This is a genomic window from Flavobacterium hauense, assembly GCF_054457175.1.
Genome location: NZ_JBTKVX010000012.1, coordinates 87,746 through 112,794 on the forward strand (window position 1 = coordinate 87,746; position 25,049 = coordinate 112,794).

Genomic DNA, 25,049 nt, shown 5'->3' on the forward strand with positions numbered 1-25,049 from the left:
AAAGAATTTCCGCATTATGACTAGACCTATGTTTAGCTATACACAAAAGATTTTAGAGAGCGTAAGCTTTGACCCTATGCTTTTTTGTAAGGAGGTTGAAAAAGCTATAAAAATACTTTTACCTTACGAAATTGAACAACTTATAGAATGGCTTAATACATTCACCGTTGAAAAACCTGAATTAAAAGCGTGCCTTATTTATGTTGAGCAATAAAAAAATGAAAGGAGCCCATTGGGCTCCTTTTTTTTGTCTAACTAGTTAGTCTTCTTTTGTAAAGGGCTGGTGATATCTACATTCTGGAATGTGATTGCTCCTTTTACAACACCTGCTATCGTGGTGCGTAATGCTTCTATAATATGCAGCTTCAATTCTTTTTTAGAATAGATAAGGCTTACTTCGCGTGATGGCCTTGGATCTTTGAACTGGCGAAGCTTATCTTTATGCTTTTCGTCCATATCCAGCGTATGCAGGTAGGGAAGCAGTGTCATTCCAAGCCCTTCGTCTGAAAGTCTTACCATGGTCTCAAAACTACCACTCTCTATCTGGAAATTATTGTCAGAGCCCAAGGATGTTGCTTTACAGATGTTTAGTACATTATTACGGAAACAATGCCCGTCCTGTAGCAATAAAATGTTATTTAGATTAGCTTCAAGATCTTCGATCTCAAATTCTTTCTTTTGGTAGGCTGCGTTGTTTTCGGGTACATAAGCTACAAAAGGTTCGTAGTACAGTACTATTTCTTTCAGTGATTCTTCATCAAGCGGAGTGGCGGCTATGGCAGCGTCGAGCTGGCCATTTTTCAGCATTTTTATAATCTCTTCGGTATTACGCTCCTCAATGATAAGATTTACTTTTGGGTATTTATGAATGAAATTTGCCATGAACATAGGGAGCAGTGTGGGCATTACAGTTGGGATGATACCCACTTTAAAGTCACCTCCTATATACCCCTTTTGTTGGTCTACAATATCTTTGATCCTTCCCGACTCGTTTACAATATTTTTTGCCTGCTGTACTATTTTCTCCCCAACATCAGTAAGCTGAATAGGTTTTTTGCTGCGGTCGAAAATTTGTATATCAAGTTCTTCTTCAAGCTTTTGAATCTGCATACTAAGTGTGGGCTGTGTTACAAAGCATTTTTCCGCGGCAAGCGTAAAATTTTTGTGTTCAGCTACAGCAAGCACATAGTAGAGTTGGGTAATTGTCATGGTATAGATTTTTATGATAAAATTATAAAAACTATTGATATTTCCTATCTTTTAAATAGCTAAATTTACTCTAGTTTCGTACAATAAAGCTTACACTAAAAAACAAAACATATCTATATTATGGCAACAAAAAAACAAACACAAGCAACTAATATACTCGGGCTTCCGGTTAAAGAAACTGAAGTGATTGCAGCAGAGCTTAATATCCTGCTTTCTAACTTTCAGGTGTACTACCAAAATCTTCGTGGGATTCACTGGAACATCCGCGGTAAAAGATTTTTTGACCTGCACGTAAAATTTGAAGAGCTTTACAATGATGCACAGCTAAAGATCGATATGATTGCCGAGCGTGTTCTTACATTAGGCGGGACACCGCTTCATACATTCGATGATTATATTAAAAATAACAAGCTGAAAGTGGGTAAAAATATTTCAATAGACAGTGAGGCTGTGAATCTTATCATGGAGTCTATTGCCGACCTTTTGAAAATTGAAAGAGTAATCCTTGAAGAGTCGGGAAATATAAATGATGAAGGGACTAACTCAATGATGAGCGATTTCATTAAGGAGCAGGAGAAAACAATGTGGATGATGAAAGCATGGAGCGAAGAAAAAATTTAACGGTAACACAAATACTGGCTTAAATTTTGCTATAAATAATGCGTATCTTTGCGCTAATGAAATTTTTTGTAAACATAGTACTCTTTTTATTCCTGTCATTTCTGGCGACTCCTACCATTGTGAGTTTCCTCCAGGATGATGCAGATATGTCTATTGTTTACAGCCTTACAGAAGAAGAAATACAAAAAGAAATAAAAGAAGTTAAAGCTGCAGCCTTCGTTGAGCTGCGGCTTTCTTTCTTTGCGCCTGCAAAGAAAACTCCTGTTATAAAAACGGCTAACGACGAGGAACATGATAATGTTTCGCGCGAGATACATTCGCCTCCTCCCGATATAGTATAATCCAATTTTCGTGTCCATACTTACGGACAACTGTTCAGGTGTATAGGTGCCTGAGAGTGTAATTGTATTATATATTTTTCGGTTATGACAAAAAAGACAAATCTTTTTAGCAGCCTAAAGGCCGATTTTCCATCGGGTCTTGTGGTATTTTTAGTTGCGCTGCCCTTATGTTTGGGTATTGCGTTAGCATCAGGTGCGCCACCATTAGCAGGTATTATTGCGGGTGTAATCGGTGGTATTGTTGTGGGGTCTTTAAGCAGATCTCACGTGAGTGTTTCGGGTCCCGCTGCAGGGCTTACGGCTATAGTTCTTACAGCTATAGCAACTCTTGGCTCATTTGAAGTGTTCTTACTGAGTGTTTTCCTTGCCGGTGTTTTCCAGCTGGCGCTGGGCTTTATAAGAGCTGGAAGTATTTCTAATTATTTTCCCTCTAATGTTATAGAAGGTATGCTGGCGGGTATTGGTATTATCATTATCCTTAAGCAATTACCGCATGCTGTTGGGTTTGACGCCGATTTTGAAGGCGACGAGGCCTTTATGCAAACGGATGGCGACAATACGTTTTCAGCCATTTTTGGAGCGCTTGATTATTTTCACCTTGGTGCAATCATTATAACTCTTATTTCGCTTACGATCCTTATTTTATGGGATAGGGTGCCTGCACTAAAAAAGCTTAAGCTGGTGCCGGGAGCCCTTGTAGCGGTAATTGTGAGCATTGTACTTAATGAGGTATTCATAAGGACAGGCAGTACTCTTGAAATAATGCAGTCGCATCTTGTAAAACTGCCAATACCACAGTCGTTCGATGAGCTAAAAAGTATAATCGTCATGCCGGATTTTACAGCATTCAGCAATCCGCAGGTATGGATCACAGCGGCAACTATTACTGTAGTGGCATCTATTGAGACGCTTTTATGTATTGAAGCTTCCGACAGGATGGACGTTCAGAAACGTTATACTGATACCAATGTTGAGCTTAAAGCTCAGGGTATTGGTAATATGATAAGTGCATTGTTAGGAGGCTTACCTATGACTTCGGTTGTTGTCCGCTCTTCGGCGAATGCCAATGCTGGTGCAAAGACCAAACTTTCGGCAATTATTCATGGAGTATTACTTCTTATATGTGTACTGGCTATTCCGGTAGTGCTGAATAAGATTCCGCTGGCAACATTAGCAGCTGTATTGTTGCTGGTAGGCTATAAGCTTGCCAAGCCTGCTACATTGCTGCATTTTTGGCATAAAGGTAAATACCAGTTCATACCATTTATTGCGACACTGCTAGCGGTAGTATTTACCGATCTGCTTAAAGGTGTGGCGCTTGGTATGGCGATAAGTATTATTTTTGTACTGAGGGGTAACCTTAAGAGAGCATACAATTTCAGGAAAGAGGAGTATGCTGAAGGCGATGTAATTCATATCGATCTGGCACAGGAAGTTTCTTTCCTTAATAAAGCGGCTATAAAAACAACGCTTAATGAGGTGCCTGAAAATTCTAAAGTTGTTATTGATGCGTCAGACACGGTATATATAGCCCACGATGTACTTGATCTTATTGAGGAATTTAAAGATGTGAAATCGAAAGAGAAACATATTAAGGTTAAGCTTGTTGGTTTTAAAAAAGCTTATGAGCTTGAAAATACCGACTGGGGTAAACAAAACGTGTTTGTAGAACACAAAGAAAAAAAGATTAAAAAAGATAAAAAAGAAAAAACTTCTGCGGATGCAGAAACATTATAAAACTATTATGGCAAATACACATTCACACGAATCACATTCAGATTTTTACAAAAAGATATTAGACAACAACAGGATATGGTCCGAGACCAAGCTTAACCAGGATCCTGAATATTTTGCAAACCTTGCTAAAGGTCAGGCGCCACCATTATTATGGATTGGATGTTCAGACAGCCGTGTTCCTGCCAATGAGGTAATAGGTGCACAGCCGGGAGAAGTATTCGTTCACAGGAATATCGCTAACATGGTAGTTCACACTGACATGAACATGCTGAGCGTACTTGACTATGCGGTAAACGTGCTTAAAGTAAAACACGTTATCGTATGCGGACACTACGGTTGTGGTGGCGTTAAAGCAGCGATGGGTAACGATTCTATCGGACTTATTGACAACTGGATCAGGCATATTAAAGATGTTTACAGACATCACCGCCAGTTCCTTGACTCAATCATTGACGAAACGACACGATTCAATACATTCGTAGAGATAAATGTAAAAGAGCAGGTTCTTGACCTTGCAAAAACTTCTATCGTACAGAATGCATGGAAAAACGGGCAGGAGCTTTGCCTTCACGGATGGGTTTATGGACTTGATACAGGTATTGTAAAAGATCTTGATGTAAACTTTTGTGACAACACTGAGCTTGACAAAGTAAGCCAGCTTAAATTCTAAATTCCCGTTATTTTGTTTATAATGAAAAACCGCCTTCAGGGGCGGTTTTTTTATTCTGTATCCGTTTCAAGGTTTTCATTGAAAACCGATGGTAACAGTTGAGGTATGAATTTTATAAGAAGAGGTAGCAATAAGCTTCCGCCGGGCAATAAGAAAATAGTTAGTGAAGGAACAGTTTTGCATATTTCCAGTAATTGTTTCTTTACTTTTTTCTTTTCTTTTTCATCAAGGCTTCGATGCGTGGAATGGGTAAGCAACAGCATCAGTTCTCCGTTATTGGATAGCTCTTTTATAAGACGGTTCTTGTTACGGTTTATAAGCAGTACTACCGACTGTGATGCATGATCATAGAAATGTTTCACCGGGTTGGAGTACCTGAAGAATGGCAGCTCTTTGCGGTTCATTTTAATAAAAACATCGAATGAAGCAATGCTTTCGGCGGCGATATCGTCGTTCATTTCCATTTGTGCCGAAAGCCTGAACAGGAAATCTATTTCTGTTTCCTGCGCTTTTCCGTCACTCCATATAGCCATGCCTGCCATATCGAGCAGGTAATTCTTTTCGGGTTTAGAAGCAAAATAATCCAGTTCGAGCTTGTAAAGATCATCGGCTTCGATCTTTGAGAACTTGGTATAGCGCACGGACGATTCAAACAACTTTATAAGAAGGTCATCATATTCAGATCTTTTGTCTTTTGCCTTAAGGGCTAATGCTACAATACTTATGACCGTTTCTTCCAGCTTTTTTAGGTAGCGTTGCGGAAGGACTTCATTAATGAGGTATTGGCGAAAAGCCAGTACATCCATAAACAGCAGGGCATTGGTAAGTATATGCGAAAAGCTGCGGCTTATGATATTGTCGTTAGTCTTAATGCGTTCGTCCAGTATTTCCTCTAATTGATGGCTTTGCGACGAGGCAGGCAGTACTTTTTTGAAAAAGTCAAAACCATCAGGAGTCATGTCTTTATAAAAAGCGATAGCCTTTTTAATGAATACTTTTGGGTCGTCATCTTTTTCAACCAGCCTGTATACATCATATAGCGTATTGAGAAGTGCGGCTTTCGTGATTTCTTCGGTAATCCAGCCTTTGGTTTCTTTAGCATCGATGTTGCTGAAGGATACCACATGGCCATATATAAACCCTGAATCCCTAACCGAACGGTAAAATTCGTGGGCATTGGCATAAACGGGAAGCTTGTTTTTTAGCTGTGCAAAAAACTTGTCGATCCAGCCGCTGGCAGAAGGGTTTATCATTTGAAGAAATTATACTGCAAAACTATGCAATTTTTCTGCGATTGAACAACAGTTAAATAAAAGCTATAATTTATTTCATGTTAAATCTCTCCAGTCTAAAATTGGTAAATTTATGGCTATAAGCAATTTATTATGACATTAAAAGCAGGTTATCCTTTCTGGCTGATAAAAGACGGGCTGCCGTTTACATTTCCTAAACTCGACCATGATGTAGAAACTGAGGTAGCTATAATCGGAGCCGGGATTTCCGGTGCATTGGTACGTTACCATCTTATAAATGCAGGCATAGATTGTGTTACTATTGATGCCCGTACCATAGGCCTTGGCAGTACCAGTGCAAGCACTTCGCTGTTGCAGTATGAGATCGATGTCCCACTATATAAGCTGACAGAGATGATTGGCCAAGAAAAAGCGGAACGTGCTTATAAGCTGTGCAGCGATGCAATAGACAAACTGGGAAAGATAGTTAAAGACAGGGGAGTGGATTACTTCGAGAAGAAAAAAAGCCTGTATTATGCGGCCTACAAAAAAGATACGGCATGGCTAAAGAAAGAATATGAAGCCAGAAAAGCAGCAGGTTTTAAAGTGCGCTGGCTCGATGCCGATGAACTGAAAAAAGAATTCGGATTTACAGGCTATGGTGCTATCCTTTCGGAACAGGCGGCACAAACCAATGCATATATGTTTACGCATTGCCTTTTACAGCACAATCATAAAAAAGGAAAAGCGAATGATATCTATGACCGCACCGAGATAACAGACATCAAACATTCTAAAAGTGGTGTTGTAATCAAAACGGAATCGGGGTATACCATAAAAGCGAAAAAGCTGGTATATGCCACAGGTTATGAGGTGGTGGATTTCATAGATAAGAAAATTGTAGATCTACTGTCTACTTATGCAGTAGTAAGCGAACAGTATAACGAACGGGATTTCTGGAAGGATGAAGTGCTGATATGGAATACAGCCGATCCCTATCTCTATATGCGTACTACGGCTGATAACAGGGTATTGGTTGGTGGAAGGGATGAAGATTTCAGCGACCCTGCTAAAAGGGATAAACTCATGAAAAAGAAAACCAAACAGCTTACTGCCGATGTAGATAAACTATATCCGCACCTGAAATTTAAACCTGAATTTGTCTGGACAGGAACATTTGGTTCCACCAAAGACGGGCTGCCATACATTGGTCCTTATGACAAACTGCCTAACAGTTACTTTGCATTGGGATTTGGTGGAAACGGTATTACCTTCAGTCTTATTGCTGCCGAAATTATTACCGACCTGATTTTGGGTAAAGATAATAAGGATGTTGATCTATTCTCTTTTGACCGCTAAATCACATTTAATATTTCGCTAACACTTATTGTGATAACGCTAACAGCATGGCCTTTTTATATGTGTTAATTTCGTAAAGAACAAATACTAACAAATAACATAACCTATTATGAAAAGGACATCATTATTTAGCAAAACACTATTAGGAGCTTCGGTTCTATTATTATCTCTTGGCCTTCAGTCATGCAAGAATGAACCAAAACAGGAGGATCCTAAAGAAGTAGCAGAAGACGAAAACGAAGCAAAATTTGACGATGTAAATGAGGAAAAAGAAAAAGATTCTGATTACCTTGTAGCTGCTGCCGAATCAGACATGAAAGAAATTGAGCTTGGAAAACTGGCACAGACAAAAAGTACAAATGCCGATGTAAAAACATTGGGTAAAATGATGGTTGAGGCGCATACTAAATCGCTTGCAGAACTTAAAGCTACTGCTGCAAAGAAAAACATTACACTTCCGGCATCATTGACAGAAAAAGGACAGGAAGCCTTTAGAGATCTTAACGATAAATCAGGTCATGATTTTGATAAGGCGTATGCCGATAAAATGGTAGAAGGCCATGAAAAAATGATTGAAAAAATGCAGAAAGCTTCTGAAAAAGCAGAAGAAACGGATGTAAGAATGTGGGCTGCGAATATGTTGCCAACGTTGATGGCTCATCTTGAGCATGCAAAAATGACGAAAGAAAAAGTTGATGCTATAAAATAGTCACTCAAAAAATATTGCTATGAAAAATTTACTTTATATAATAGCCTTTATACTGATCATCTTTTGGGCACTTGGCAGTTTTGCTTATCATACAGGAAGTGCTCTTATACATTTGCTGCTTGTTGTAGCTATTGTAATGATTGCGCTTAACCTGATAAGAAGAAGGCCGCCATTAGATTAAACTCAGTACTAAGGATGAAGACCCGTAATGTAACACATTGCGGGTTTTTATTTTATAACAATCTGGACTATATAGAAAAGCCTGTCAATATAGACAGGCTTTTGCAATGCAGTATTCTGCCCCCACATGAATACCGATTGTAAAATAAATTGGTTGGATGGGTGATATTGTATCTCTTTACACCCAAATTTATCCAACTATATTTATATTTTTTATATAAAATTCTGCATACATTTTATAAAATTAGGTTTTAGAGATTAAAAAACCCTGCCGGAAAGCAGGGTTTACAAACAAACTAAAAACTGAAATTATTAATAAGGGTAAGCGCCTTCGCTTACGATTTTTGCAGCAATGGTCTCTCTTAAAGCCACTACGTTAGGCATATTGTTATATTTTGTGTAACGCTTAAGCCCCATCATCATCATGCGCTGCTCATCGCCTTCAGAGAAAGAAGAGATACCTTCTTTACCTTTAGAATTTACGATGTCTACTGCTTTGTACAGATAAAGCTGTGCCATTGCGATTTGTTCTTTAACGTTGTCAGCACCTTGTTTTCTTGCGAGTTTCTCCGTACGAAGGATAACAGACTCTGCCATGTATATCTCGATAAGGATATCTGAAGCAGCCATTAGCAGTTGCTGGTGCTCATCAAGCGCCGGACCATATTTTTGTACAGCCGATCCTGCAACCATAAGGAATGCTTTTTTCAGCTTGCCTATCATTTCTTTCTCCTCAGCAAAAAGCTCAGAGTAGTCCGGGGTGTCGAATGAAGGGATACCCATAAGCTCTTCGGCAACTTTCATTGCCGGGCCTAAAAGGTCTACGTGGCCTTTCATCGCTTTTTTAACAAGCATGCCTACAGATAACATGCGGTTGATCTCATTAGTACCTTCGTAGATACGTGCAATCCTCGCATCTCTCCAAGCGCTTTCCATAGGAGTGTCTTCAGAGAAGCCCATACCGCCAAAGATCTGGATACCTTCGTCTGTACAGCTTTGCACGTCTTCAGATACTGCCACTTTAAGGATAGAGCATTCTATTGCAAATTCTTCTACACCTTTAAGTTCTGCATCCTGGTGTGATTCGCCATTGGCAACACGCGCTTCAATGCGGTCTTCGATGTTTTTAGCAGCCCTGTAGCTTGCGCTTTCTCCGGCATATACATTGGTAGCCATTTCTGCCAGTTTAGAGCGTATAGCCCCAAAGCTTGCGATAGGAGTATTGAACTGAATACGCTCATTAGCATATTTAGCTGCTCCCGAAATTGTTCTTCTTTGTGCATCAAGGCAGGCAGCAGCAAGTTTTATACGGCCTACGTTAAGTGCATTCATTGCAATCTTAAAGCCATTGCCTCTTTCCGAAAGCATATTTTCTACCGGAACTTTGGTTTCGCTAAAGAAAACCTGACGGGTAGAAGAGGCACGTATGCCCAGTTTATGTTCTTCTTCACCAAGAGAGATTCCGTTAGACGGGTCATTCTCTACGATAAAGCCTGTAATGTTCTTATCATCTTCAATTCGTGCGAATACAATGAATACGCTGCAAAAGCCGGCATTCGATATCCACATTTTTTGTCCTGTGATTTTATAGTGCGTACCGTCTTCAGAAAGTACAGCCTTTGTCTTACCTGAATTGGCATCAGATCCTGCGCCCGGCTCAGTAAGGCAGTAAGCGCCAAACCATTCGCCCGATGCAAGCTTTGGCACATATTTCAGTTTTTGCTCTTCAGTTCCATAAAGGGTAATAGGCATAGTACCAATACCTGTATGCGCTCCGAAAGCTGTCGAGAATGAGCCTGTTGCTCCCGAAATGTAATCACATACCAGCATGGTAGAAACGAAGCCCATACCAAGTCCGCCATATTCTTCAGGAACTGCTACGCCAAGGAAGCCAAGCTCACCTGCTTTACGCATGGTTTCTTCAGTAAGTGCATAGTCTTTTTTCTCAAAACGGTCTTTGTTAGGCCATATTTCACGGTCAACAAATTCTTTAACCGTATCGCGCATCATTATCTGCTCTTCCGAAAAATCTTCCGGAGTAAAGATGTCTTCGCTCTTTGTCTCCTTAACGAGGAATTGGCCTCCTCTTGCTATTTCGCTCATTTTATATGTTTTTTATAAGTTGGAATCTTAAAGTATCTCGTATACCCCGGCTGCACCCTGTCCGGTACCTACACACATGGTTACTACACCATATTTGCCTTCGTTGCCACGGCGTTTCATTTCATCAAATAACTGAACTGATAGCTTTGCACCTGTACATCCCAGCGGGTGACCCAGGGCAATAGCACCTCCGTTTACGTTCACAATATCAGGATTGATGCCTAACTCACGAACCACGGCAAGTGATTGTGAAGCAAAAGCCTCATTCAGTTCAAACAATTCGATATCGTTAAGCTGAAGTCCTGCCATCTTAAGGGCTTTCGGAATGGCTTTCACCGGGCCGATACCCATGATCCTTGGTTCAACACCTGCTGCTGCATAGCTTACCATGCGTGCAATAGGCTCAAGCTTAAGTTCTTTTACCATAGCTTCAGACATTACCATTACAAAGGCAGCACCATCACTCATTTGCGATGATGTACCGGCTGTAACGCTTCCATCAGCGGCAAATACCGGTCTTAGTTTGCCTAATGCCTCTACTGACGTATCTGCCCTTGGACCTTCATCTTTAGTAACGGTATATGATTTAGTGGCTTTTTTGCCGTTTTCATCGATGTAAACCTGCTCAACAGTGATAGGCACTATCTGGCGGTCAAATTTGCCTTCAGCCTGAGCTTTAAGCGCTTTTTGATGTGACTGGTAACCAAAGAAGTCCTGGTCTTCACGCGAAACGTTAAACTGTTTTGCAACAGCTTCTGCCGTTAGACCCATTCCCCAGTAGTAATCTTCATGGCCGGCTTTGGCTGCCTGATAATCAGGAACCGGTTTGTATCCGCCCATTGGTATATAACTCATGCTCTCGGCACCACCGGCAATGATACATTCGGCCATACCGGATTGTATTTTAGCAGTAGCCATGGCAATTGTTTCTAATCCTGATGCACAGTAACGGTTTACTGTAACTCCGGGAACATCATCCACTTTAAGTCCCATAAGGGAAATAAGGCGTGCAAAGTTCAGTCCCTGCTCAGCTTCCGGCATGGCGTTGCCTACCATTACGTCATCAATTAGTGTTTTGTCGAAATCAGGCAGCTCATTCATAATGAACTGTATGGTTTCAGCGGCCAGTTCGTCAGGCCTTTTAAAGCGGAACACACCTTTAGGGGCTTTACCCACGGCTGTCCTGTAGGCTTTTACTATATATGCTGTTTTCATTTTTTTAGTTTCTTAGTGGTTTTCCTTTCGTAAGCATGAATTGAATGCGCTCTAATGTTTTACGCTCTCCACATAATGATAGGAACGCTTCCCTTTCAAGGTCAAGAAGGTATTGCTCGGTAACCAGTGTAGGTTCAGAAAGGTCGCCTCCGGCCATAACATAAGCCAGTTTGTTAGCTATCTTCTTGTCGTGTTCAGAGATGTAGTGTCCGGCTTCCATACTGTCGGTTCCTACTAAGAACATACCCAGTGCCTGTTTGCCCAGTACTTTTACATCTTTTCTGCGAATAGGAGCAGTGTAACCGGCTTCAGCAAGAAGCTTAGCGTGTTTTTTAGCCTCGGCGATCTGCCTGTCTTTATTAACCACGATAACATCTTTTCCTTTCTGAAGGATGCCAAGATCAAACGCCTCATAAGCCGATGTTGACACTTTTGCCATTGCAACAGTAAGGAAGTATTCCTGAAGCGTATTCAGTTCGACGTCATTTTTACGGAAAAGGTCAGATGCTCTTAAAGTCATTTCTTTTGATCCGCCGCCGCCGGGAATAACCCCAACACCAAATTCTACAAGCCCGATGTAAGTTTCTGCTGCTGCAACAACTTTATCAGCGTGCATGCTCATTTCGCAGCCACCACCCAAAGTCATGCCGTGAGGTGCCACCACTACCGGAGTAGAAGAGTAACGAACGCGCATCATAGTGTCCTGGAACATTTTGATGGCCATGTTAAGCTCATCATATTCCTGTTCAACGGCCATCATGAAAATCATTCCGATGTTAGCCCCAACAGAGAAGTTAGCTGCCTGGTTGCCGATGACAAGTCCTTCATATTCTTTTTCGGCAAGGTCTATGGCTTTGTTGATGCCCTGAAGCACACCGCCGCCAATAGTATTCATTTTAGAGCGGAACTCCAGATTGATGATTCCATCACCAAGATCCTGGATGATAGATTCGCTGTTGCTCCATACTTTTTTGCTTTCGCGGATGTTGTTCAGTATGATGAACGCATCCTGACCCGGAACTTTTTTCTGTGATTTAGAAGCTAAGTCATAATAGTAAGTAGCTCCGTCTTTGATGGTATAGAAACTTGTGTTTCCGCTGGCAAGCATTTCGCTGATCCACGGAGCAACAGTAAGCCCTTCTGCCTGTATTAGCTCAAGTCCTTTCTCAACACCTACGGCATCCCAAATCTCGAACGGCCCATTCTCCCAGCCAAAGCCGGCTTTCATGGCATCGTCAATTTTATAAAGGTCGTCGGTGATTTCAGGAACACGGTTAGAGACATAAGAGAACGTACCTGCAAAGTTTTTACGGTAAAATTCGCCTGCCTTGTCAGTGCCTTTTATAAGCACTTTAAAGCGGTCAATAGGCTTTTCTATAGTTTTAGTAAGTTCCAGTGTTGCAAACGATGCTTTCTTCGCTGCACGATACTCTAAAGTATCAAGATCTAGCGTAAGAATGTCTTTGTCAACTTTTTTGTAGAAACCCTGTCCGCTTTTGCTTCCCAGCCATTTGTTTGTCATCATGGTATCGATGAAAGCAGGAAGCTTGAAAAGCTCATGTACTTCGTCGTCAGGGCAATTCTCGTAGATACCATTGGCAACGTGTACTAATGTATCAAGTCCTACAACGTCTACAGTACGGAAGGTAGCCGACTTAGGTCGCCCGATAACCGGACCTGTAAGTTTGTCTACTTCTTCGACGGTAAGACCCATTTCCTTAACCTGGTGGAAAAGGCTCATAATACCATAAATACCGATACGGTTACCGATGAAAGCAGGAGTGTCTTTAGCAACAACCGATGTTTTGCCAAGAAACTGCTCACCATAATTATTAAGGAAGTCCAGTACTTCTGTCGAAGTCTGCGGACCCGGTATGATCTCGAAAAGTTTTAAGTAACGCGGAGGGTTGAAGAAGTGTGTTCCGCAAAAATGTTTTTGGAAGTCTTCGCTGCGTCCTTCACTCATAAAGTGGATAGGAATACCCGAAGTGTTAGAAGTGATAAGTGTACCCGGTTTGCGGTATTTTTCAACCTGCTCAAACACTTTTTGTTTGATGTCAAGTCTTTCTACAACAACTTCTATGATCCAGTCGGCATCGGCAATTTTTGCCATGTCGTCTTCCGTATTACCAGTTTTGATCCTGTCGGCAAACTTTTGGTGGTAAATAGGAGAGGGTTTGGATTTCAGGGAGTTAGCAAGGTGGTCGTTAACTATCCTGTTCCTTACAGCTTTGTTGTCAAGCGTAAGTCCTTTTTTTTGTTCAGCTTCGGTAAGTTCTCTTGGCGGTATGTCCAGCAAAAGCACTTCAACACCTATATTGGCAAAATGGCAGGCAATAGCCGATCCCATAACGCCGGAGCCTATTACAGCTGCCTTCTTAATAGTGCGTTTCATTTATTTGTTCTTTTTAGTTTTAGGCGGATGCCCGGCTATAGTCCAAACCTCCGCGTTGTTTGTTTATTCAGTTGGTTCGTTATCGTTTGTGAATATCAGTTTTTCCGATATCAGATCGTTAATTATCTCTGCTACTTCCATGAAGCTGTCCAGTTTCTCCTGCGATACATGCTGTTTTATCACATCATTGAATTTTAGCACCCTGTCGCGCGAAAGTTCTCTTTTTTCCTTGCCCAGTTTGGTTAGGTGTATCAGTACACCACGGCCATCCACCGGATTTTTCTTTCGCACTATAAGGCCTTTTTCTTCCATCGATTTCAGGGTACGGGTGAGGCTTGTAGGTTCCATTCCCATTTGCGGCCCTAAAGCTGTAGATGGTATTCCGTTGTCCTTATCTATTGAAAGCAACGCAAACCCGACCGACATGCTGGCACCGTATTTTGAGGCTTCTTCGTTATACATTCTCGAAACTGCCTGCCATGTTGCCCTCAATGCGTAGTCAATTGTCTTATCTTTCATAGGTTATTGTTTTTCAAATATACAAAAATTTATTATGCATGCATATTAAATTTAAAATTTTTTAATGTTAATTAAAAGTGTGAGTGATTTTTGTGTGATACTAGTAAATATATGAATTTATTTTGAAGAATATGGCAATAAAAAACTCCCTTTGGTAGGGAGTCCGTGTTTTGAAATGCAGAATGAAAAAGCTTCAGCTTTACATTTTTACTCTTTTCGTTTTACTGTTTTCATCCAAAAATCCGTGTATTTCATAACCATGTCCGGGCAGCCTGCTAAACGCCCTGTAAAATACAAATGGTTGGTTTCTGTCCAGATCCGGAAAGTTTTTAGCAACGTAGTGCTTTACTTTTTCATATTCTTCTGTAAGTGCCGGTACATCATCCATTGGTGTCCAACTGTTGTAGTGTACAGCGGTATACAAGCCTTTCTTATAGTAAGCCATATCAAAGCCGGTCAGTTGAGGGATCTCGTTTATTTCCCTCATGTCAATAGGAAATACTCCATGGCGTTTTTCTAATTTTGATAACAGACTGTTGCGATACTGTTCTTTTTCTGATTCCTCATCAAACACTAAGTCTTTTCCACCGCTCTTGGTCAGATTAAGTGCACCGTTAGCAAAGACAAACGCATCTATGGTAAAGCCGTTAGATTCTTTTTCCTTTGCCAGATTATACATGTCTTCGGCATTGTATTCGAAAAAAGAATAACGGGCTGGGATAATCTTTTCAATTTTCCAGGATTTTCCTGTTAGGCTATATACTACCGCTAAAAGATAATGCTGTTGTTCATTGGCGTGTATTTTAAGTACCGATACATAAGACTCTTTTTGTGTATTGCCAAAGTGAACTGTATAATGGTTTTTATCGGAATGCAGCTCATGATTTTTAAAACCTTCCTGCTTTATGAAAAATTCGTCCATTACTGTTGGAGTCGATTTTATCTTGGGATCCCAGTATATTCCTTTGATTATTTCTGTTTTTTCTTTCAGGTTGTCATAAAAATCCTCTGACCCCATAAGGTAGTAGGCGCCTTTGTTGTCTGTGCGCACAGTCATCGCAATACTGTCGCTTTTAGATTTAAACTTCTCCCGAATTTCAGGATCGATATCGTTATTGGTAAGCAGGTCGGTTGCGTTGCAGCTAATAAGCAACTGCATAATTAAGAGAACGGGTAGTATTCTTTTCATATATAAGTAAGTTGGCAGTTGTAAAAATAGGTTTCCTATCGCGTGACAGTCATCAATAGTTTTTAAGTTCCCTGTTGAGTTCCCTAACAAAATCATTGAGGGCAACTAAATATCCTGTTCTGCTGTCAACAGGGAATATATTAATGAAGTAGTTATTCTGTCTGATAAGCGGAATGATGGTTTCTTCCAGTTCATCCAGATTTATCTTAAAGGGAATGTAATCCTGCCAGTCCGGAGTGATGTTACTTTCTATGGAAGTTTCATCTGGCCATACAGAAAATACCGTTTTATTATTGACCTCGAACAAGGCAAAACGACCATCATTGTCTATAAGTGTCCATAGTTCGTCAGTTTCAGCAATGGTTTTAAGGAAATGAGGGTAAAGCTCGTTTGGTGACAGATATCGGAGGTCAGCATTTGAATTCATACTGCAAAAATAATGTATAAATACAAGTGTAGCTATATGAGTAATATATTGTAATTATATTTTTATATTTTTATATTTTGTAAGATAAATTAGTTTTTTTGATTAATTTTATCAACATAAATGCTGTTTGTTCAGAATATTTCCAACCAATTATAATCCTTCAAATGAAAAAAATCACCAGGCCGTTATTTGCGGCTGCAGTTATTGCTATTGCCAGTGTTTTAAGCACGGGCTGTTCTAAAAAAGAAGTTCAACAAGAAAAGAACGGGCTTCATGTTGCTGAAAAGCTTCTTACAGATGAAGAAAAACAGGCGTATATGAACCAAATGTCATTAGTAACTTCAACGGAAGACGACAGGAAAAAAGATACAACTGTTACTATTAGTAATATTGAATCTGCAGACGATTCTAAAATTGACTGGACTTTTTTTGATAAACAATATAATGAAGACTTGAGTAATCCTGAGAAACAGGAAATTGCTTATATCATCCTTTGTAAAAAAGACCTTATAGGAAAGGTAAATAAAAATCCGGATAATGCAGAACTTGTAGCGGCACTAAAAAAGTATACTGATGTATTGGTGAAAACTGAATACATAGGCTACACTTCTTTATATTATGCATTGAAGACATTAAAGCCTATAGATGAGGTGTATACAAAAGAAAAAGCTGCAGCGATTTTAAAATATGCGAAGCATGATACCACTCATACTGATTTTATAAATGATAAAGAGTTTATGAAGAAGGAAAAGAAGACGTATGATAGGTTTGTTGAGAACTTTAAGTATGTAAGCAGGATAGGAGCGCTATCATAATATCAAAAAGGTTACTGTTACAGGTAGCCTTTTTTTAATTTCTCCTTCATCACTTTTGCTGCTTTGGTGTAGCCGCCATCTGAACCATCAACAAAGTGGATATGATCATCTACAAGATTGCGGACATAACATGACATTATAGATGCTTCGCTGATGTGTATTCCGTATAGTATTTCCCCGGCTTTTTCCATTTCGTCCAGTAGTTTCTGGAGAGAAGCCCTTTGGGCAACAGTACCGGTTATCACGGTATTTATTTTCCCGTCGATTACAAGAGTGTCCGACATTTCGACCATGCTCTTTAGATAGGTTTTGCCTTTGTTGGTACTGAAATATAGATACCACGAAAAGGTAACGATCCAGTTTTTAAAGAGCTCGAACCACTTTATTTTGCCCAGTTGTACCTGCATCTCCAAAGTAAGCCTGCTGAAAGTAGTCTTTAGCTTCAGCCTTGCGATCGATATTGGCTGGCGCATTTCCTGAGTGCCATAGAGTTCATCCATTTTTTCCAGAACTCTTCCAAAGACTGCAGACTGTTTTTCAATATTTCGAGAAATGATAAGAAGCGTAACGACCTCTTCTTTATTTTTTGGAGGAGGGATAGTGTCCCACCGGCATTGCATTCCCGTAAGGTCAAGTTCTTTGATTTTTGGTGTATGTCTTGAAAATAAATAATCTTCAGCTTTAATGAGTTTTTCGGCATAATCGAGCCCGCTACCCAATACTATTGGGATAGTGAAGTTTTTTGAACTGCTGAATTTAGCAATCTTTATGTTATGTTCTTTGGTATAAATGTCAGCTACAGGAACAGTTCCTGTGCGGAGTTCCAATTTGAAATTATCATAGGTGTTTACCCTGTATAAAGCCAGTGCCTCCATAAGACGGTCAATCAGTATCGGGGGTACGATGAATGTAGCGCCGTCTCCACCAAAGAAAAACGGTACGGTAATATCCATGCTGTAAGCGATGTTGAGTACCGTGACTATGCTTCCTGTAGAGATGAGGTTAACATCCTGGTGACTGCCACCAAGCACAGCAGTTGTTGAGCCTTTAATATCCGTAATGATAACATGCCAGTCAGCAGGAACAGGGCTAAACAAGCTTTCATCCGACAGGAGTGCAGGCAGCGCTATCTTGTGGGATGAAAGGGAGGAGTAAAACTGTTCGTTACTGTTTGCTGTCATTTTAATGTTTATTTATAATCAAAAAACTCCCCATTTAGCGGGGAGTTCATTATTATTTCGAAGAACCATCATATATCTTATCATATAGTTTCTGGTACTTTTCTTTAACGGCTTTACGTTTTAGTTTTAGGGTAGGGGTAAGTTCGCCGCCATCAACGCTCCATAGTTCAGGCGTGATCTCAAATTTCTTGATCTGTTCCCAGTGTCCGAATTTCTTGTTGATTTCGTCTACTTCTTCCTGTATCCTGTCATGAACCTCTTTGTTGTCCGCAATTTCCTGGTTGCTGCTCAGGGAAAGCCCTTTGCGTGATGCCCACTGTTTTACAAACTCAAAGTCAGGCTGAATGAAAGCACCCGGCATTTTCTCGCCATCGCCTATCACCATGATCTGCTCAATAAAACGCGATTGCTTCATGGCATTCTCTATAAGCTGCGGTGCAATATATTTACCACCCGATGTTTTGAACATCTCTTTTTTCCTGTCGGTAATCTTCAGGAAACCATCCGCATCAATGATACCGATATCTCCCGTGTGGAAATAACCGTCGGTCATTACTTCGGCAGTTTTGTCCGGCGCATTAAGGTAACCCATCATTACGTTAGGACCTTTGCAAAGTATCTCGCCGTCTTCGGCAATTTTTACTTCAACACCAGTAAGCGGTTTACCCACAGTACCTATTTTGAATCCTTTATTACGTTCGTCGTTTACGGCAATAACAGGAGAAGTTTCGGTAAGTCCATAGCCTTCCATAACCGGTATGCCTGCTGCTGCGAATACTCTTGCCAGTCTTGGCTGTATAGCAGCACTTCCTGATACCATCAGTTCAAGGTTACCACCAAGCCCTGCTTTCCATTTAGAGAAGATAAGCTTGCGGGCAAGCCAAAGCTTGAAGCCATACCACGGGCCATTGGCACCATAAGGCTCATATTGAAGGCCAACTTCAACTGCCCAGAAGAACAGCTTGCGCTTAATGCCTGTAAGGTCTGTACTTTTGGCAATGATCTTGTCGTATACTTTTTCAAGAAGCCTTGGCACCGCTGTGATTACGAATGGCTGTGCTTCTTTGATGTTGTCGCTTACTTTTTCTATGGATTCTGCAAAATAGGTCGATACGCCATAGTACTGGTATAGGTACAATATCATACGCTCATAGATGTGGCATATCGGCAGGAAGCTCAAAGCCCTGCTGTTACCAGCCTCAAACGGAACCCTTTCGGCGCTCATCAGTACGTCAGAAACGATGTTCTTGTGCGAAAGCATTACACCTTTAGGCCTGCCTGTAGTACCCGAAGTATAGATAACTGTTGCCAGTTCTTCTTCGGTAATAGCGTCTTTAATGGCATTTACTTCGTTTTGGTTGGAATTATCTTTACCAAGGTCAAGTATTTCGTTCCAGCTTTTGCAGCCTTTTACATCATTAAAAGAATATATTTCCCTCAGCTTTGGAACATTGTTCCTGATAGCTGCTATTTTATTATAAAGCTCTTCATCAGAAACGATACAGTATGTAGATTCAGAGTGATTCAGGATATATTCAATATCTTCTTCGCTAATGGTAGGGTAGATGGGTACGTTCTGAGCACCTGTCTGCAGAATGCCTATGTCAGTAATATGCCACTCCGTCCTGTTGTTAGATGATATAACAGCAATCCTGTCATTCTTTTTAACGCCCAAACGCATTAGCCCTCGCGAAAAGGCATTTGCCTTGTCGACATATTCCTGAGTTGAGGTCTTTACCCACTCATTGCCGTATTTTGTAACCAGTGCATCGGGCAGGTTATATTTTTCCAGCTGGTAGTACGGAAAATCAAACAGGCGTGTTATAGTAGTCATAGGTGTTTTGATGTTTGTTCCTGCAAATTATGAAAAAAATATATATCTACACCTAAAGTTATGGATTATTGAAAAATAAATTGAAAAAAATATAAGACTCTAATAATCATGTTTTTTTATACAAATTGGTAATCAGATTGTCTAAATAACAAGATATGCTGTACATTTAAAAACACAAACTGCTGCCGGATAATGATATGCATGCATTGTTTTTGGAGATTCGGTCTGTTACAAAAACACGAATAAGTCGTCCTATAATAAATCACCAATACAAACCAATTTTATGAAAACAATAGCCTTTAGTTTAACCTTGCTGCTTTTTACGCTCAATTTGGCAGCACAAACCGTTACCGGTAAGGTTGTAGATGAGCAGCAACAGCCTATAGAATATGTTTCTATCCAGCTTGGTCCTGACTATGGTGTAGTCAGTAATGCCGAAGGAAATTTTGTTATTGACCTGTCCAAAAAAGGCAGTGCCGAAAAAGTTGTTTTTTCAAGCATAGGATACAAAACGATTGCTGTAGCAGTTGCTGATTTCAAAGGAGGTACTTACACAATGCCTATCCATATTAACGAACTTGCTGAGGTAGTTGTTCAAAAATTGTCGCCTACACAGATACTTGAAGAAGTAATTAAAAATGCTCCTGTAAATCATAGTTTAGGGTCTACTAAGCAGACGTTCTTTTGGCGTACTTCACATGATAGTAAAATGATAAGCAGTGAGCTGAAGCTTGTTAAGTCTTCTTTAGAGAAGAAGTCTACTCTTAAAGAATTGAATAAAGATATTGAAGCGGCTTCAAAAACCGGTAAGGATAAACGTTCGCAGGATTATTTAGAGTATTATGGCTACTTATACCAACAGGATAAGTCTTCTAAACTAGTTTTGGAAAAGGCGGTAGAACTTAAAAACAGGGAAAAAGATGTTTCAGGCGCTCAAAAAAGCAAGCTATATGAAGTTTACAGAAAACACATGGAGCCTAACGCAACTTATAAAGTAGTCAGCGGCTGGTTTACATTGGTGGATTCGATGAAAGTAGATGATGCTTCAAAAGAAAAAAGAGAGGGAGTTAAAACTGCTTCACTTAAAGGTGAGGTAAAGTCATTGTCAGATAAACTGAATAATTTTTATACTGATAAAGATCTGGATTTCTTTACCGAATTTAAACGTTACACTTATACCTTAGAAGGATATGCGCCTTCAGAGGATGCTACGATTTATATTATCGATTTCAAGCCTTTAAAAAGCGCAGCCCGTTATTATGGTAAGATTTATGTGAATGCTGAGGATTTTGCCATTGTAAAACTTCAGTATAATCTTAAAGATGGTGAAAAAGAAGCTACTCCGGGTATTGCTAAAATGCTTTTAGGAATAAAAAAGGTGGATGACCGTATAAAAGTAAATGCTTCCTATGTTAAAAATGAAACAGGAAAGTATTCAGTAAACTTTGTCAAGGAGCAAATGAACAGCTACCTGTATATGAATCGTCCCTTTAAATTAGAGAAGAACAAAGTCGATAAAAAAGAAGAAGACAAGATGCTGAAAATTGATCTTTTAGCCGAAGTCGATCAGTTTGTTACCAATGAATTGTTTATTATAGGCAATGAAAGTATAACGGGACAGCAGTACAGTGATGTTACCGAAAAGGAAAAGTATGATATCAACTACATCTCTAAATACGATCCTTCCATCTGGAAAAACTATAATATTCTTGCGCCGGTTGAGGCCATCAAAAATTACAATTAAAAAAAATCCCTGCTGAATGCAGGGATTTTGATTTTATAGCTAATAGGTTAAGTTATATCCTGAATATACCGCCTACTGCAACAATTCTTTCGAAGAAAGCAAAATGATGGTGAGCCCTGTCCGGCCCTTTGTGGGTAGTGCGCACATCATACATGTCAATATATCCGCCTTTAAGTTCTCCGGTTACAAAAAAGTATTTTAAGAAAGTAAGGTTTAGCCCTGCTTTTGCAGAAAAGCCATATCCAGCCACGTGAAACTCATCGTTTCGGGGCATCCCTAATACCTTGGCATTGGTTCTCGGGTACAATATGCCTCCTCCTATACCTTCGGTGATATTAACCTGAAATTTATCAGTATTCCCAATACGAAATAGTTTAGAGATATCATCGACACGTGCAAATTCAGCGTTGATATAGTTCAATCCGTCGGTATGCTCAAAATCCAGAAAATCTTCTGTAAGAACTGTCGGGGTGTTGCTATATGTTCCGTTATAAACATATCCCGGATGGTCTTCGGGCACATTAATAGTGCCGCTTACATTAGCTGTTTGTCCTGTCCTCATTACATATTTCATGTGGTCAAAACCAATTGAGATGTTGTAATGATCTGAAATGAAATAACCAACTTTGAAGTTAGTCTGAGGGATGGTCATTCTCGCCGGATTCACATAATCTATGCTCCATCCTTTAGGCTTGTCGTCTGCAATGGCATCATGAACAGTAAAGTTATAACCATTGCCTTTGAAATGAAGATCAGATTTTGAGTAGGACTCCCTGTTGCCTCCCCAGTAAAAGAAGATTTTTCCTTTGTTGTGTGCGGTGTATTTTTCAGGCTCAGTTGCCACTTCCTGGGCAAAGGTGTACTGTGAAAAAATACAAAAAGATAGTACAACCATTAGTAGTGGTTGTTTCACGGTAATAAATAAAAATTAAAATTTAATTGTTGCCATTCACAAGTGGTAAGTGGCAGCTGACTTATAGCGGATTATCAATAAAATATCCGTCAAAAAAGGGAGTTGTCGACATCGTGCAAATAGCAATACAAAGATAAAGATTTGTCCTAATAAAAATTATTTAAAAAATGAATTTTTAATTTATTAATCCTGCCTGAGTAAGGGCTTTAGCCAATTGTTTGATAATTACAATTGGGTTGCATAATAACCATATAAAACAGCCAGTAGGGCAGATAAAACAATTTTGAGGGATGGCAATGCAAATTTTAGGTACTTGAAGAATAACAGCAGGTGCAGTGCAGCCAAAATGGCATAACCTGCCAGCCATGCTATGTTATATTTTTCGAATGACACTATTGATGAAGGGCCTTCACCATGCACGAAAAAATTAATTATAATTATGAGCATCACCAGCACAAAAGGCATCAGGAAATTTAATGCTATAAAGATGATGCGCGATACTGTTTTCATAATTCATTTTTTTCTGCTAATCTATAAAAATTTCTTACAAAATATAATTTTGAGGGATATATTCTAATTGACTATTTTTAAAAAATAAATAGAACCCTATGAAATCACATGGTTTGCGCAAATTTCTGATAGTAACAACATTATTTATTTCCTGTATGGGAACTGCACAGGAGACCAGAAACTGGAATGGCAAAAAATGTGCTGTGGTACTTACTTACGATGACGCGCTCAATATCCATCTGGATAAAGTTATCCCGATGCTTGATAAATACAAGTTTAAAGGCACGTTTTACCTTATCGGGGCTTCACCAAATGTTGCAAACAGAATTGATGACTGGCGAAAAGCGGCAAAAAATGGTCATGAACTGGGTAATCATACCCTGAACCATCCCTGCGATGGCAGCTTACAGAACAGGGAATGGGTATCTGCGGAAGCGGACCTTTCTAAATATACTGTTGCGAGAGCTGTAAATGAGATCAGGGCTACCAACGCGCTGCTTAAAGCAATTGACGGTAAAAGTGAGCGAACCTTTGCCTATCCCTGCGGTGACCTTAAAATAGGTGACAGCTATTTCTATGACCAGGTTAAAGATGAATTTGCCGGGGCAAGAGGAGTTGTGTCTGCTTATCCATCAATCAGAGAGGTTAACCTTAATGATATTAATGGCTTTGCTGAGATAGACAGCACCGCTGAACAAATGATAGCCAAAATTGACGCAGCCGAAAAGTCAGGTTCATTTATTGTGTTTATTTTTCATGGGGTAGGTGGCGAGCATCCGTTAAATATAGCGCTCGATGAACATAAAAAATTGCTGGACTACCTTAAGAAGCGTGAAAAAGATATCTGGGTAGCCACTATGGTAGACGTAGCAAAGTATATAAAAGCAAAACAATAGATTATTGTTGCTTTATCTGTCTGAATTCTTAAATTTACACCAATAACCAAAAACAACAAACCATGAAACAATGCACCAACTGCGGTACTATGCTTACTGCCGATGCTACTTACTGTAATGTTTGCAATACTCAGCAAACAGCAGGATTCGATGAATTTGATCCTAAACCGCGTTATAATGACACTTTCCTGAAAGTATTGTGCATACTTACAATTGTGGGTGCGGCTTTTAGCCTTATATCCGGAGTGTTTTCGTCTCTAAATGGTGGCGAACTACCAGTTGAGGGTGTAGCGCTTGTAGGCTATATAAGTTTAGCCTTGTCAGTTGTTAAGCTGGGATCGGCTATAGCAATGCTTAAAAAGAAACTTGCAGGACTTTATCTTTATTCGGTAGCGGCTGTATTGGCAATAGGCACACAGATATATAGCGCAATACTTACCTCTGATTATATGAATACAGTCCTTGAGAACTCAGGCGCCCCTGTTGGCGGTAGTGGTATCATGATTGTTGGTACAGCAATCGTAATCTTGTTCTACCTTGCTTTCCTTATCATGTACTGGCTGCCGGTAAACAAAAGACATTTATCGTAAGCTAAAAAATTAAAACAGAACGCCCCACAGAAATGTGGGGCGTTTTTTGTTATGTAAAGGCTAAGTTATTTTAGCCAGTACCTGACTAACCCGTTGGGATAGGGTTCCTTTAACTTCTAGTACATTAATTCCAAAATCATGGACGGAATCTTTGAGGATTTCATTTACAGCATCCCTGAGTTCCGGATAGTCTGATTTTTGATGTGCAATAACATCAGGTTGTTCTATTGGTACAAAGACGATAAGATCAATCTCTTCCATTGCGTTCTCTGCCTTGTCATACATTGAGTTGATGTACTGGATTCCATCAAGAGCCTCTAAGTATGCCATAATATCAACAGGGCATCTGTCAAAAATGACATTATCACCGCTTGCAGCAATTTGTTTTATAGAGTATTTAAGCTGTTCAGCAAAGTCATCGGCATTAGGCGTTTCAGAGAATTCATAACCTAATTCTTCCAGTTCATAATAGGGCTCGGCAATTAACTCATAATCCGGCAGATATTCCTGAAGTTTTTCAGACAATGTTGTTTTTCCTACCCTATGCGCTCCTGTAATAGCTATCTTCATTTGGGTGAAATGTTTTTGTTAGAGAAGTTTATTATAAAATTGATTTTAGGAAATAAGTAAGAGCGTAGGTAAGGATTGTAAGTCTACATT

24 protein-coding genes are annotated in these 25,049 nt (G+C 39.9%); 11 read left to right on the forward strand and 13 right to left on the reverse strand.

Annotation, left to right across the window (positions count from 1 at the left end):
- Window positions 1–255: 255 nt before the first annotated feature.
- Complete coding sequence (locus tag ACX0HA_RS10580; RefSeq protein ID WP_458845253.1) at window positions 256–1,209, reverse strand: LysR substrate-binding domain-containing protein; 954 nt, start codon at window positions 1,207–1,209, stop codon at window positions 256–258.
- Between the two features lie 120 nt (window positions 1,210–1,329).
- Here ACX0HA_RS10580 and ACX0HA_RS10585 point away from each other — a divergent pair, with 120 nt between their 5' ends.
- The 4 genes from ACX0HA_RS10585 (at window position 1,330) to can (ending at window position 4,578) form a co-directional block, all read left to right on the forward strand.
- On the forward strand, window positions 1,330–1,830 hold the full coding sequence (locus tag ACX0HA_RS10585; protein WP_458845254.1) for a Dps family protein: 501 nt from the start codon (window positions 1,330–1,332) through the stop codon (window positions 1,828–1,830).
- 56 nt (window positions 1,831–1,886) lie between these two features.
- Window positions 1,887–2,171 carry a hypothetical protein gene (locus ACX0HA_RS10590; RefSeq protein ID WP_458845255.1) on the forward strand — a complete coding sequence of 95 codons (285 nt, stop codon included), beginning with the start codon at window positions 1,887–1,889 and terminating at the stop codon, window positions 2,169–2,171.
- Between the two features lie 84 nt (window positions 2,172–2,255).
- Entirely contained in the window at window positions 2,256–3,908 is a 1,653-nt protein-coding gene (locus tag ACX0HA_RS10595) for a SulP family inorganic anion transporter (protein WP_458845256.1), read from the forward strand.
- Window positions 3,892–4,578 (forward strand): carbonate dehydratase, encoded by a 687-nt coding sequence (gene can, locus ACX0HA_RS10600; RefSeq protein ID WP_458845257.1) that lies wholly within the window; start codon window positions 3,892–3,894, stop codon window positions 4,576–4,578. Before ACX0HA_RS10595 ends, can begins: the two co-directional genes overlap by 17 nt.
- Window positions 4,579–4,628: 50 nt before the next feature.
- Here can and ACX0HA_RS10605 read toward each other — a convergent pair whose 3' ends face one another.
- Window positions 4,629–5,831 carry an LETM1-related biofilm-associated protein gene (locus ACX0HA_RS10605; RefSeq protein ID WP_458845258.1) on the reverse strand — a complete coding sequence of 401 codons (1,203 nt, stop codon included), beginning with the start codon at window positions 5,829–5,831 and terminating at the stop codon, window positions 4,629–4,631.
- Between the two features lie 132 nt (window positions 5,832–5,963).
- On the opposite strand from ACX0HA_RS10605, the gene ACX0HA_RS10610 reads away from it, so the two are divergent.
- The 3 genes from ACX0HA_RS10610 to ACX0HA_RS10620 all read left to right on the forward strand — a co-directional run bounded on the left by ACX0HA_RS10610 (window position 5,964) and on the right by ACX0HA_RS10620 (window position 8,059).
- Window positions 5,964–7,169, forward strand: coding sequence for an NAD(P)/FAD-dependent oxidoreductase (locus tag ACX0HA_RS10610; RefSeq protein WP_458845259.1), 1,206 nt, complete (start codon window positions 5,964–5,966; stop codon window positions 7,167–7,169).
- 109 nt (window positions 7,170–7,278) lie between these two features.
- Entirely contained in the window at window positions 7,279–7,878 is a 600-nt protein-coding gene (locus ACX0HA_RS10615) for a DUF4142 domain-containing protein (protein WP_458845260.1), read from the forward strand.
- A gap of 19 nt (window positions 7,879–7,897) precedes the next feature.
- Window positions 7,898–8,059: a lmo0937 family membrane protein gene (locus ACX0HA_RS10620; RefSeq protein ID WP_458845261.1), complete on the forward strand. Its 162-nt coding sequence runs from the start codon at window positions 7,898–7,900 to the stop codon at window positions 8,057–8,059.
- A 311-nt stretch (window positions 8,060–8,370) separates the two neighbouring features.
- On the opposite strand, the gene ACX0HA_RS10625 is transcribed toward ACX0HA_RS10620, so the two are convergent.
- The 6 genes from ACX0HA_RS10625 to ACX0HA_RS10650 form a co-directional block, all read right to left on the reverse strand.
- Window positions 8,371–10,161, reverse strand: coding sequence for an acyl-CoA dehydrogenase family protein (locus ACX0HA_RS10625; RefSeq protein ID WP_458845262.1), 1,791 nt, complete (start codon window positions 10,159–10,161; stop codon window positions 8,371–8,373).
- Window positions 10,162–10,188: 27 nt separating this feature from the next.
- Entirely contained in the window at window positions 10,189–11,376 is a 1,188-nt protein-coding gene (locus ACX0HA_RS10630; protein ID WP_458845263.1) for an acetyl-CoA C-acyltransferase, read from the reverse strand.
- A gap of 4 nt (window positions 11,377–11,380) precedes the next feature.
- On the reverse strand, window positions 11,381–13,771 hold the full coding sequence (locus tag ACX0HA_RS10635; RefSeq protein WP_458845264.1) for a 3-hydroxyacyl-CoA dehydrogenase/enoyl-CoA hydratase family protein: 2,391 nt from the start codon (window positions 13,769–13,771) through the stop codon (window positions 11,381–11,383).
- A gap of 63 nt (window positions 13,772–13,834) precedes the next feature.
- Window positions 13,835–14,290, reverse strand: coding sequence for a MarR family winged helix-turn-helix transcriptional regulator (locus tag ACX0HA_RS10640; protein WP_458845265.1), 456 nt, complete (start codon window positions 14,288–14,290; stop codon window positions 13,835–13,837).
- Window positions 14,291–14,489: 199 nt separating this feature from the next.
- Window positions 14,490–15,479 carry a hypothetical protein gene (locus tag ACX0HA_RS10645; RefSeq protein ID WP_458845266.1) on the reverse strand — a complete coding sequence of 330 codons (990 nt, stop codon included), beginning with the start codon at window positions 15,477–15,479 and terminating at the stop codon, window positions 14,490–14,492.
- Between the two features lie 52 nt (window positions 15,480–15,531).
- The gene (locus ACX0HA_RS10650) at window positions 15,532–15,906 is read right to left on the reverse strand and encodes a DUF2750 domain-containing protein (RefSeq protein ID WP_458845267.1); all 375 of its coding nucleotides are present in this window, start codon (window positions 15,904–15,906) and stop codon (window positions 15,532–15,534) included.
- A 164-nt stretch (window positions 15,907–16,070) separates the two neighbouring features.
- On the opposite strand from ACX0HA_RS10650, the gene ACX0HA_RS10655 reads away from it, so the two are divergent.
- Window positions 16,071–16,721, forward strand: a complete 651-nt coding sequence (locus tag ACX0HA_RS10655; protein ID WP_458845268.1) for a hypothetical protein — start codon at window positions 16,071–16,073, stop codon at window positions 16,719–16,721.
- A 17-nt stretch (window positions 16,722–16,738) separates the two neighbouring features.
- Here the strand turns inward: ACX0HA_RS10655 and ACX0HA_RS10660 are convergent, their stop codons facing one another.
- Window positions 16,739–17,902, reverse strand: coding sequence for a DUF3095 domain-containing protein (locus ACX0HA_RS10660; protein ID WP_458845269.1), 1,164 nt, complete (start codon window positions 17,900–17,902; stop codon window positions 16,739–16,741).
- A gap of 52 nt (window positions 17,903–17,954) precedes the next feature.
- Entirely contained in the window at window positions 17,955–19,736 is a 1,782-nt protein-coding gene (locus ACX0HA_RS10665; protein ID WP_458845270.1) for an AMP-dependent synthetase/ligase, read from the reverse strand.
- A 283-nt stretch (window positions 19,737–20,019) separates the two neighbouring features.
- Here ACX0HA_RS10665 and ACX0HA_RS10670 point away from each other — a divergent pair, with 283 nt between their 5' ends.
- The gene (locus tag ACX0HA_RS10670; RefSeq protein ID WP_458845271.1) at window positions 20,020–21,480 is read left to right on the forward strand and encodes a carboxypeptidase-like regulatory domain-containing protein; all 1,461 of its coding nucleotides are present in this window, start codon (window positions 20,020–20,022) and stop codon (window positions 21,478–21,480) included.
- A 52-nt stretch (window positions 21,481–21,532) separates the two neighbouring features.
- Here the strand turns inward: ACX0HA_RS10670 and ACX0HA_RS10675 are convergent, their stop codons facing one another.
- Window positions 21,533–22,375, reverse strand: coding sequence for a hypothetical protein (locus ACX0HA_RS10675; protein WP_458845272.1), 843 nt, complete (start codon window positions 22,373–22,375; stop codon window positions 21,533–21,535).
- Window positions 22,376–22,618: 243 nt separating this feature from the next.
- Window positions 22,619–22,903, reverse strand: coding sequence for a hypothetical protein (locus ACX0HA_RS10680; RefSeq protein WP_458845273.1), 285 nt, complete (start codon window positions 22,901–22,903; stop codon window positions 22,619–22,621).
- A gap of 98 nt (window positions 22,904–23,001) precedes the next feature.
- Between ACX0HA_RS10680 and ACX0HA_RS10685 the strand changes: the two genes are divergently transcribed.
- Entirely contained in the window at window positions 23,002–23,799 is a 798-nt protein-coding gene (locus ACX0HA_RS10685; protein WP_458845274.1) for a polysaccharide deacetylase family protein, read from the forward strand.
- A gap of 62 nt (window positions 23,800–23,861) precedes the next feature.
- Complete coding sequence (locus tag ACX0HA_RS10690) at window positions 23,862–24,389, forward strand: hypothetical protein (protein WP_458845275.1); 528 nt, start codon at window positions 23,862–23,864, stop codon at window positions 24,387–24,389.
- A gap of 60 nt (window positions 24,390–24,449) precedes the next feature.
- Here the strand turns inward: ACX0HA_RS10690 and ACX0HA_RS10695 are convergent, their stop codons facing one another.
- Window positions 24,450–24,959 carry an ATP/GTP-binding protein gene (locus ACX0HA_RS10695; protein WP_458845276.1) on the reverse strand — a complete coding sequence of 170 codons (510 nt, stop codon included), beginning with the start codon at window positions 24,957–24,959 and terminating at the stop codon, window positions 24,450–24,452.
- Window positions 24,960–25,049: the final 90 nt, after the last annotated feature.

What these genes read in the sequence shown, in the direction of transcription:
- ACX0HA_RS10685 (WP_458845274.1), top strand. Translation starts at nt 23,002, where the DNA reads ATGAAATCACATGGTTTGCGCAAATTTCTGATAGTAACAACATTATTT.
- ACX0HA_RS10590 (WP_458845255.1), top strand. Translation starts at nt 1,887, where the DNA reads ATGAAATTTTTTGTAAACATAGTACTCTTTTTATTCCTGTCATTTCTG.
- ACX0HA_RS10625 (WP_458845262.1), bottom strand. Translation starts at nt 10,161, where the DNA reads ATGAGCGAAATAGCAAGAGGAGGCCAATTCCTCGTTAAGGAGACAAAG.
- ACX0HA_RS10615 (WP_458845260.1), top strand. Translation starts at nt 7,279, where the DNA reads ATGAAAAGGACATCATTATTTAGCAAAACACTATTAGGAGCTTCGGTT.
- ACX0HA_RS10595 (WP_458845256.1), top strand. Translation starts at nt 2,256, where the DNA reads ATGACAAAAAAGACAAATCTTTTTAGCAGCCTAAAGGCCGATTTTCCA.
- ACX0HA_RS10665 (WP_458845270.1), bottom strand. Translation starts at nt 19,736, where the DNA reads ATGACTACTATAACACGCCTGTTTGATTTTCCGTACTACCAGCTGGAA.
- ACX0HA_RS10680 (WP_458845273.1), bottom strand. Translation starts at nt 22,903, where the DNA reads ATGAAAACAGTATCGCGCATCATCTTTATAGCATTAAATTTCCTGATG.
- ACX0HA_RS10675 (WP_458845272.1), bottom strand. Translation starts at nt 22,375, where the DNA reads ATGGTTGTACTATCTTTTTGTATTTTTTCACAGTACACCTTTGCCCAG.
- ACX0HA_RS10580 (WP_458845253.1), bottom strand. Translation starts at nt 1,209, where the DNA reads ATGACAATTACCCAACTCTACTATGTGCTTGCTGTAGCTGAACACAAA.
- ACX0HA_RS10585 (WP_458845254.1), top strand. Translation starts at nt 1,330, where the DNA reads ATGGCAACAAAAAAACAAACACAAGCAACTAATATACTCGGGCTTCCG.
- ACX0HA_RS10655 (WP_458845268.1), top strand. Translation starts at nt 16,071, where the DNA reads ATGAAAAAAATCACCAGGCCGTTATTTGCGGCTGCAGTTATTGCTATT.
- ACX0HA_RS10605 (WP_458845258.1), bottom strand. Translation starts at nt 5,831, where the DNA reads ATGATAAACCCTTCTGCCAGCGGCTGGATCGACAAGTTTTTTGCACAG.
- ACX0HA_RS10610 (WP_458845259.1), top strand. Translation starts at nt 5,964, where the DNA reads ATGACATTAAAAGCAGGTTATCCTTTCTGGCTGATAAAAGACGGGCTG.
- ACX0HA_RS10650 (WP_458845267.1), bottom strand. Translation starts at nt 15,906, where the DNA reads ATGAATTCAAATGCTGACCTCCGATATCTGTCACCAAACGAGCTTTAC.
- ACX0HA_RS10635 (WP_458845264.1), bottom strand. Translation starts at nt 13,771, where the DNA reads ATGAAACGCACTATTAAGAAGGCAGCTGTAATAGGCTCCGGCGTTATG.
- ACX0HA_RS10640 (WP_458845265.1), bottom strand. Translation starts at nt 14,290, where the DNA reads ATGAAAGATAAGACAATTGACTACGCATTGAGGGCAACATGGCAGGCA.
- ACX0HA_RS10695 (WP_458845276.1), bottom strand. Translation starts at nt 24,959, where the DNA reads ATGAAGATAGCTATTACAGGAGCGCATAGGGTAGGAAAAACAACATTG.
- ACX0HA_RS10670 (WP_458845271.1), top strand. Translation starts at nt 20,020, where the DNA reads ATGAAAACAATAGCCTTTAGTTTAACCTTGCTGCTTTTTACGCTCAAT.
- ACX0HA_RS10690 (WP_458845275.1), top strand. Translation starts at nt 23,862, where the DNA reads ATGAAACAATGCACCAACTGCGGTACTATGCTTACTGCCGATGCTACT.
- ACX0HA_RS10645 (WP_458845266.1), bottom strand. Translation starts at nt 15,479, where the DNA reads ATGAAAAGAATACTACCCGTTCTCTTAATTATGCAGTTGCTTATTAGC.
- ACX0HA_RS10620 (WP_458845261.1), top strand. Translation starts at nt 7,898, where the DNA reads ATGAAAAATTTACTTTATATAATAGCCTTTATACTGATCATCTTTTGG.
- ACX0HA_RS10630 (WP_458845263.1), bottom strand. Translation starts at nt 11,376, where the DNA reads ATGAAAACAGCATATATAGTAAAAGCCTACAGGACAGCCGTGGGTAAA.
- ACX0HA_RS10660 (WP_458845269.1), bottom strand. Translation starts at nt 17,902, where the DNA reads ATGACAGCAAACAGTAACGAACAGTTTTACTCCTCCCTTTCATCCCAC.
- can (WP_458845257.1), top strand. Translation starts at nt 3,892, where the DNA reads ATGCAGAAACATTATAAAACTATTATGGCAAATACACATTCACACGAA.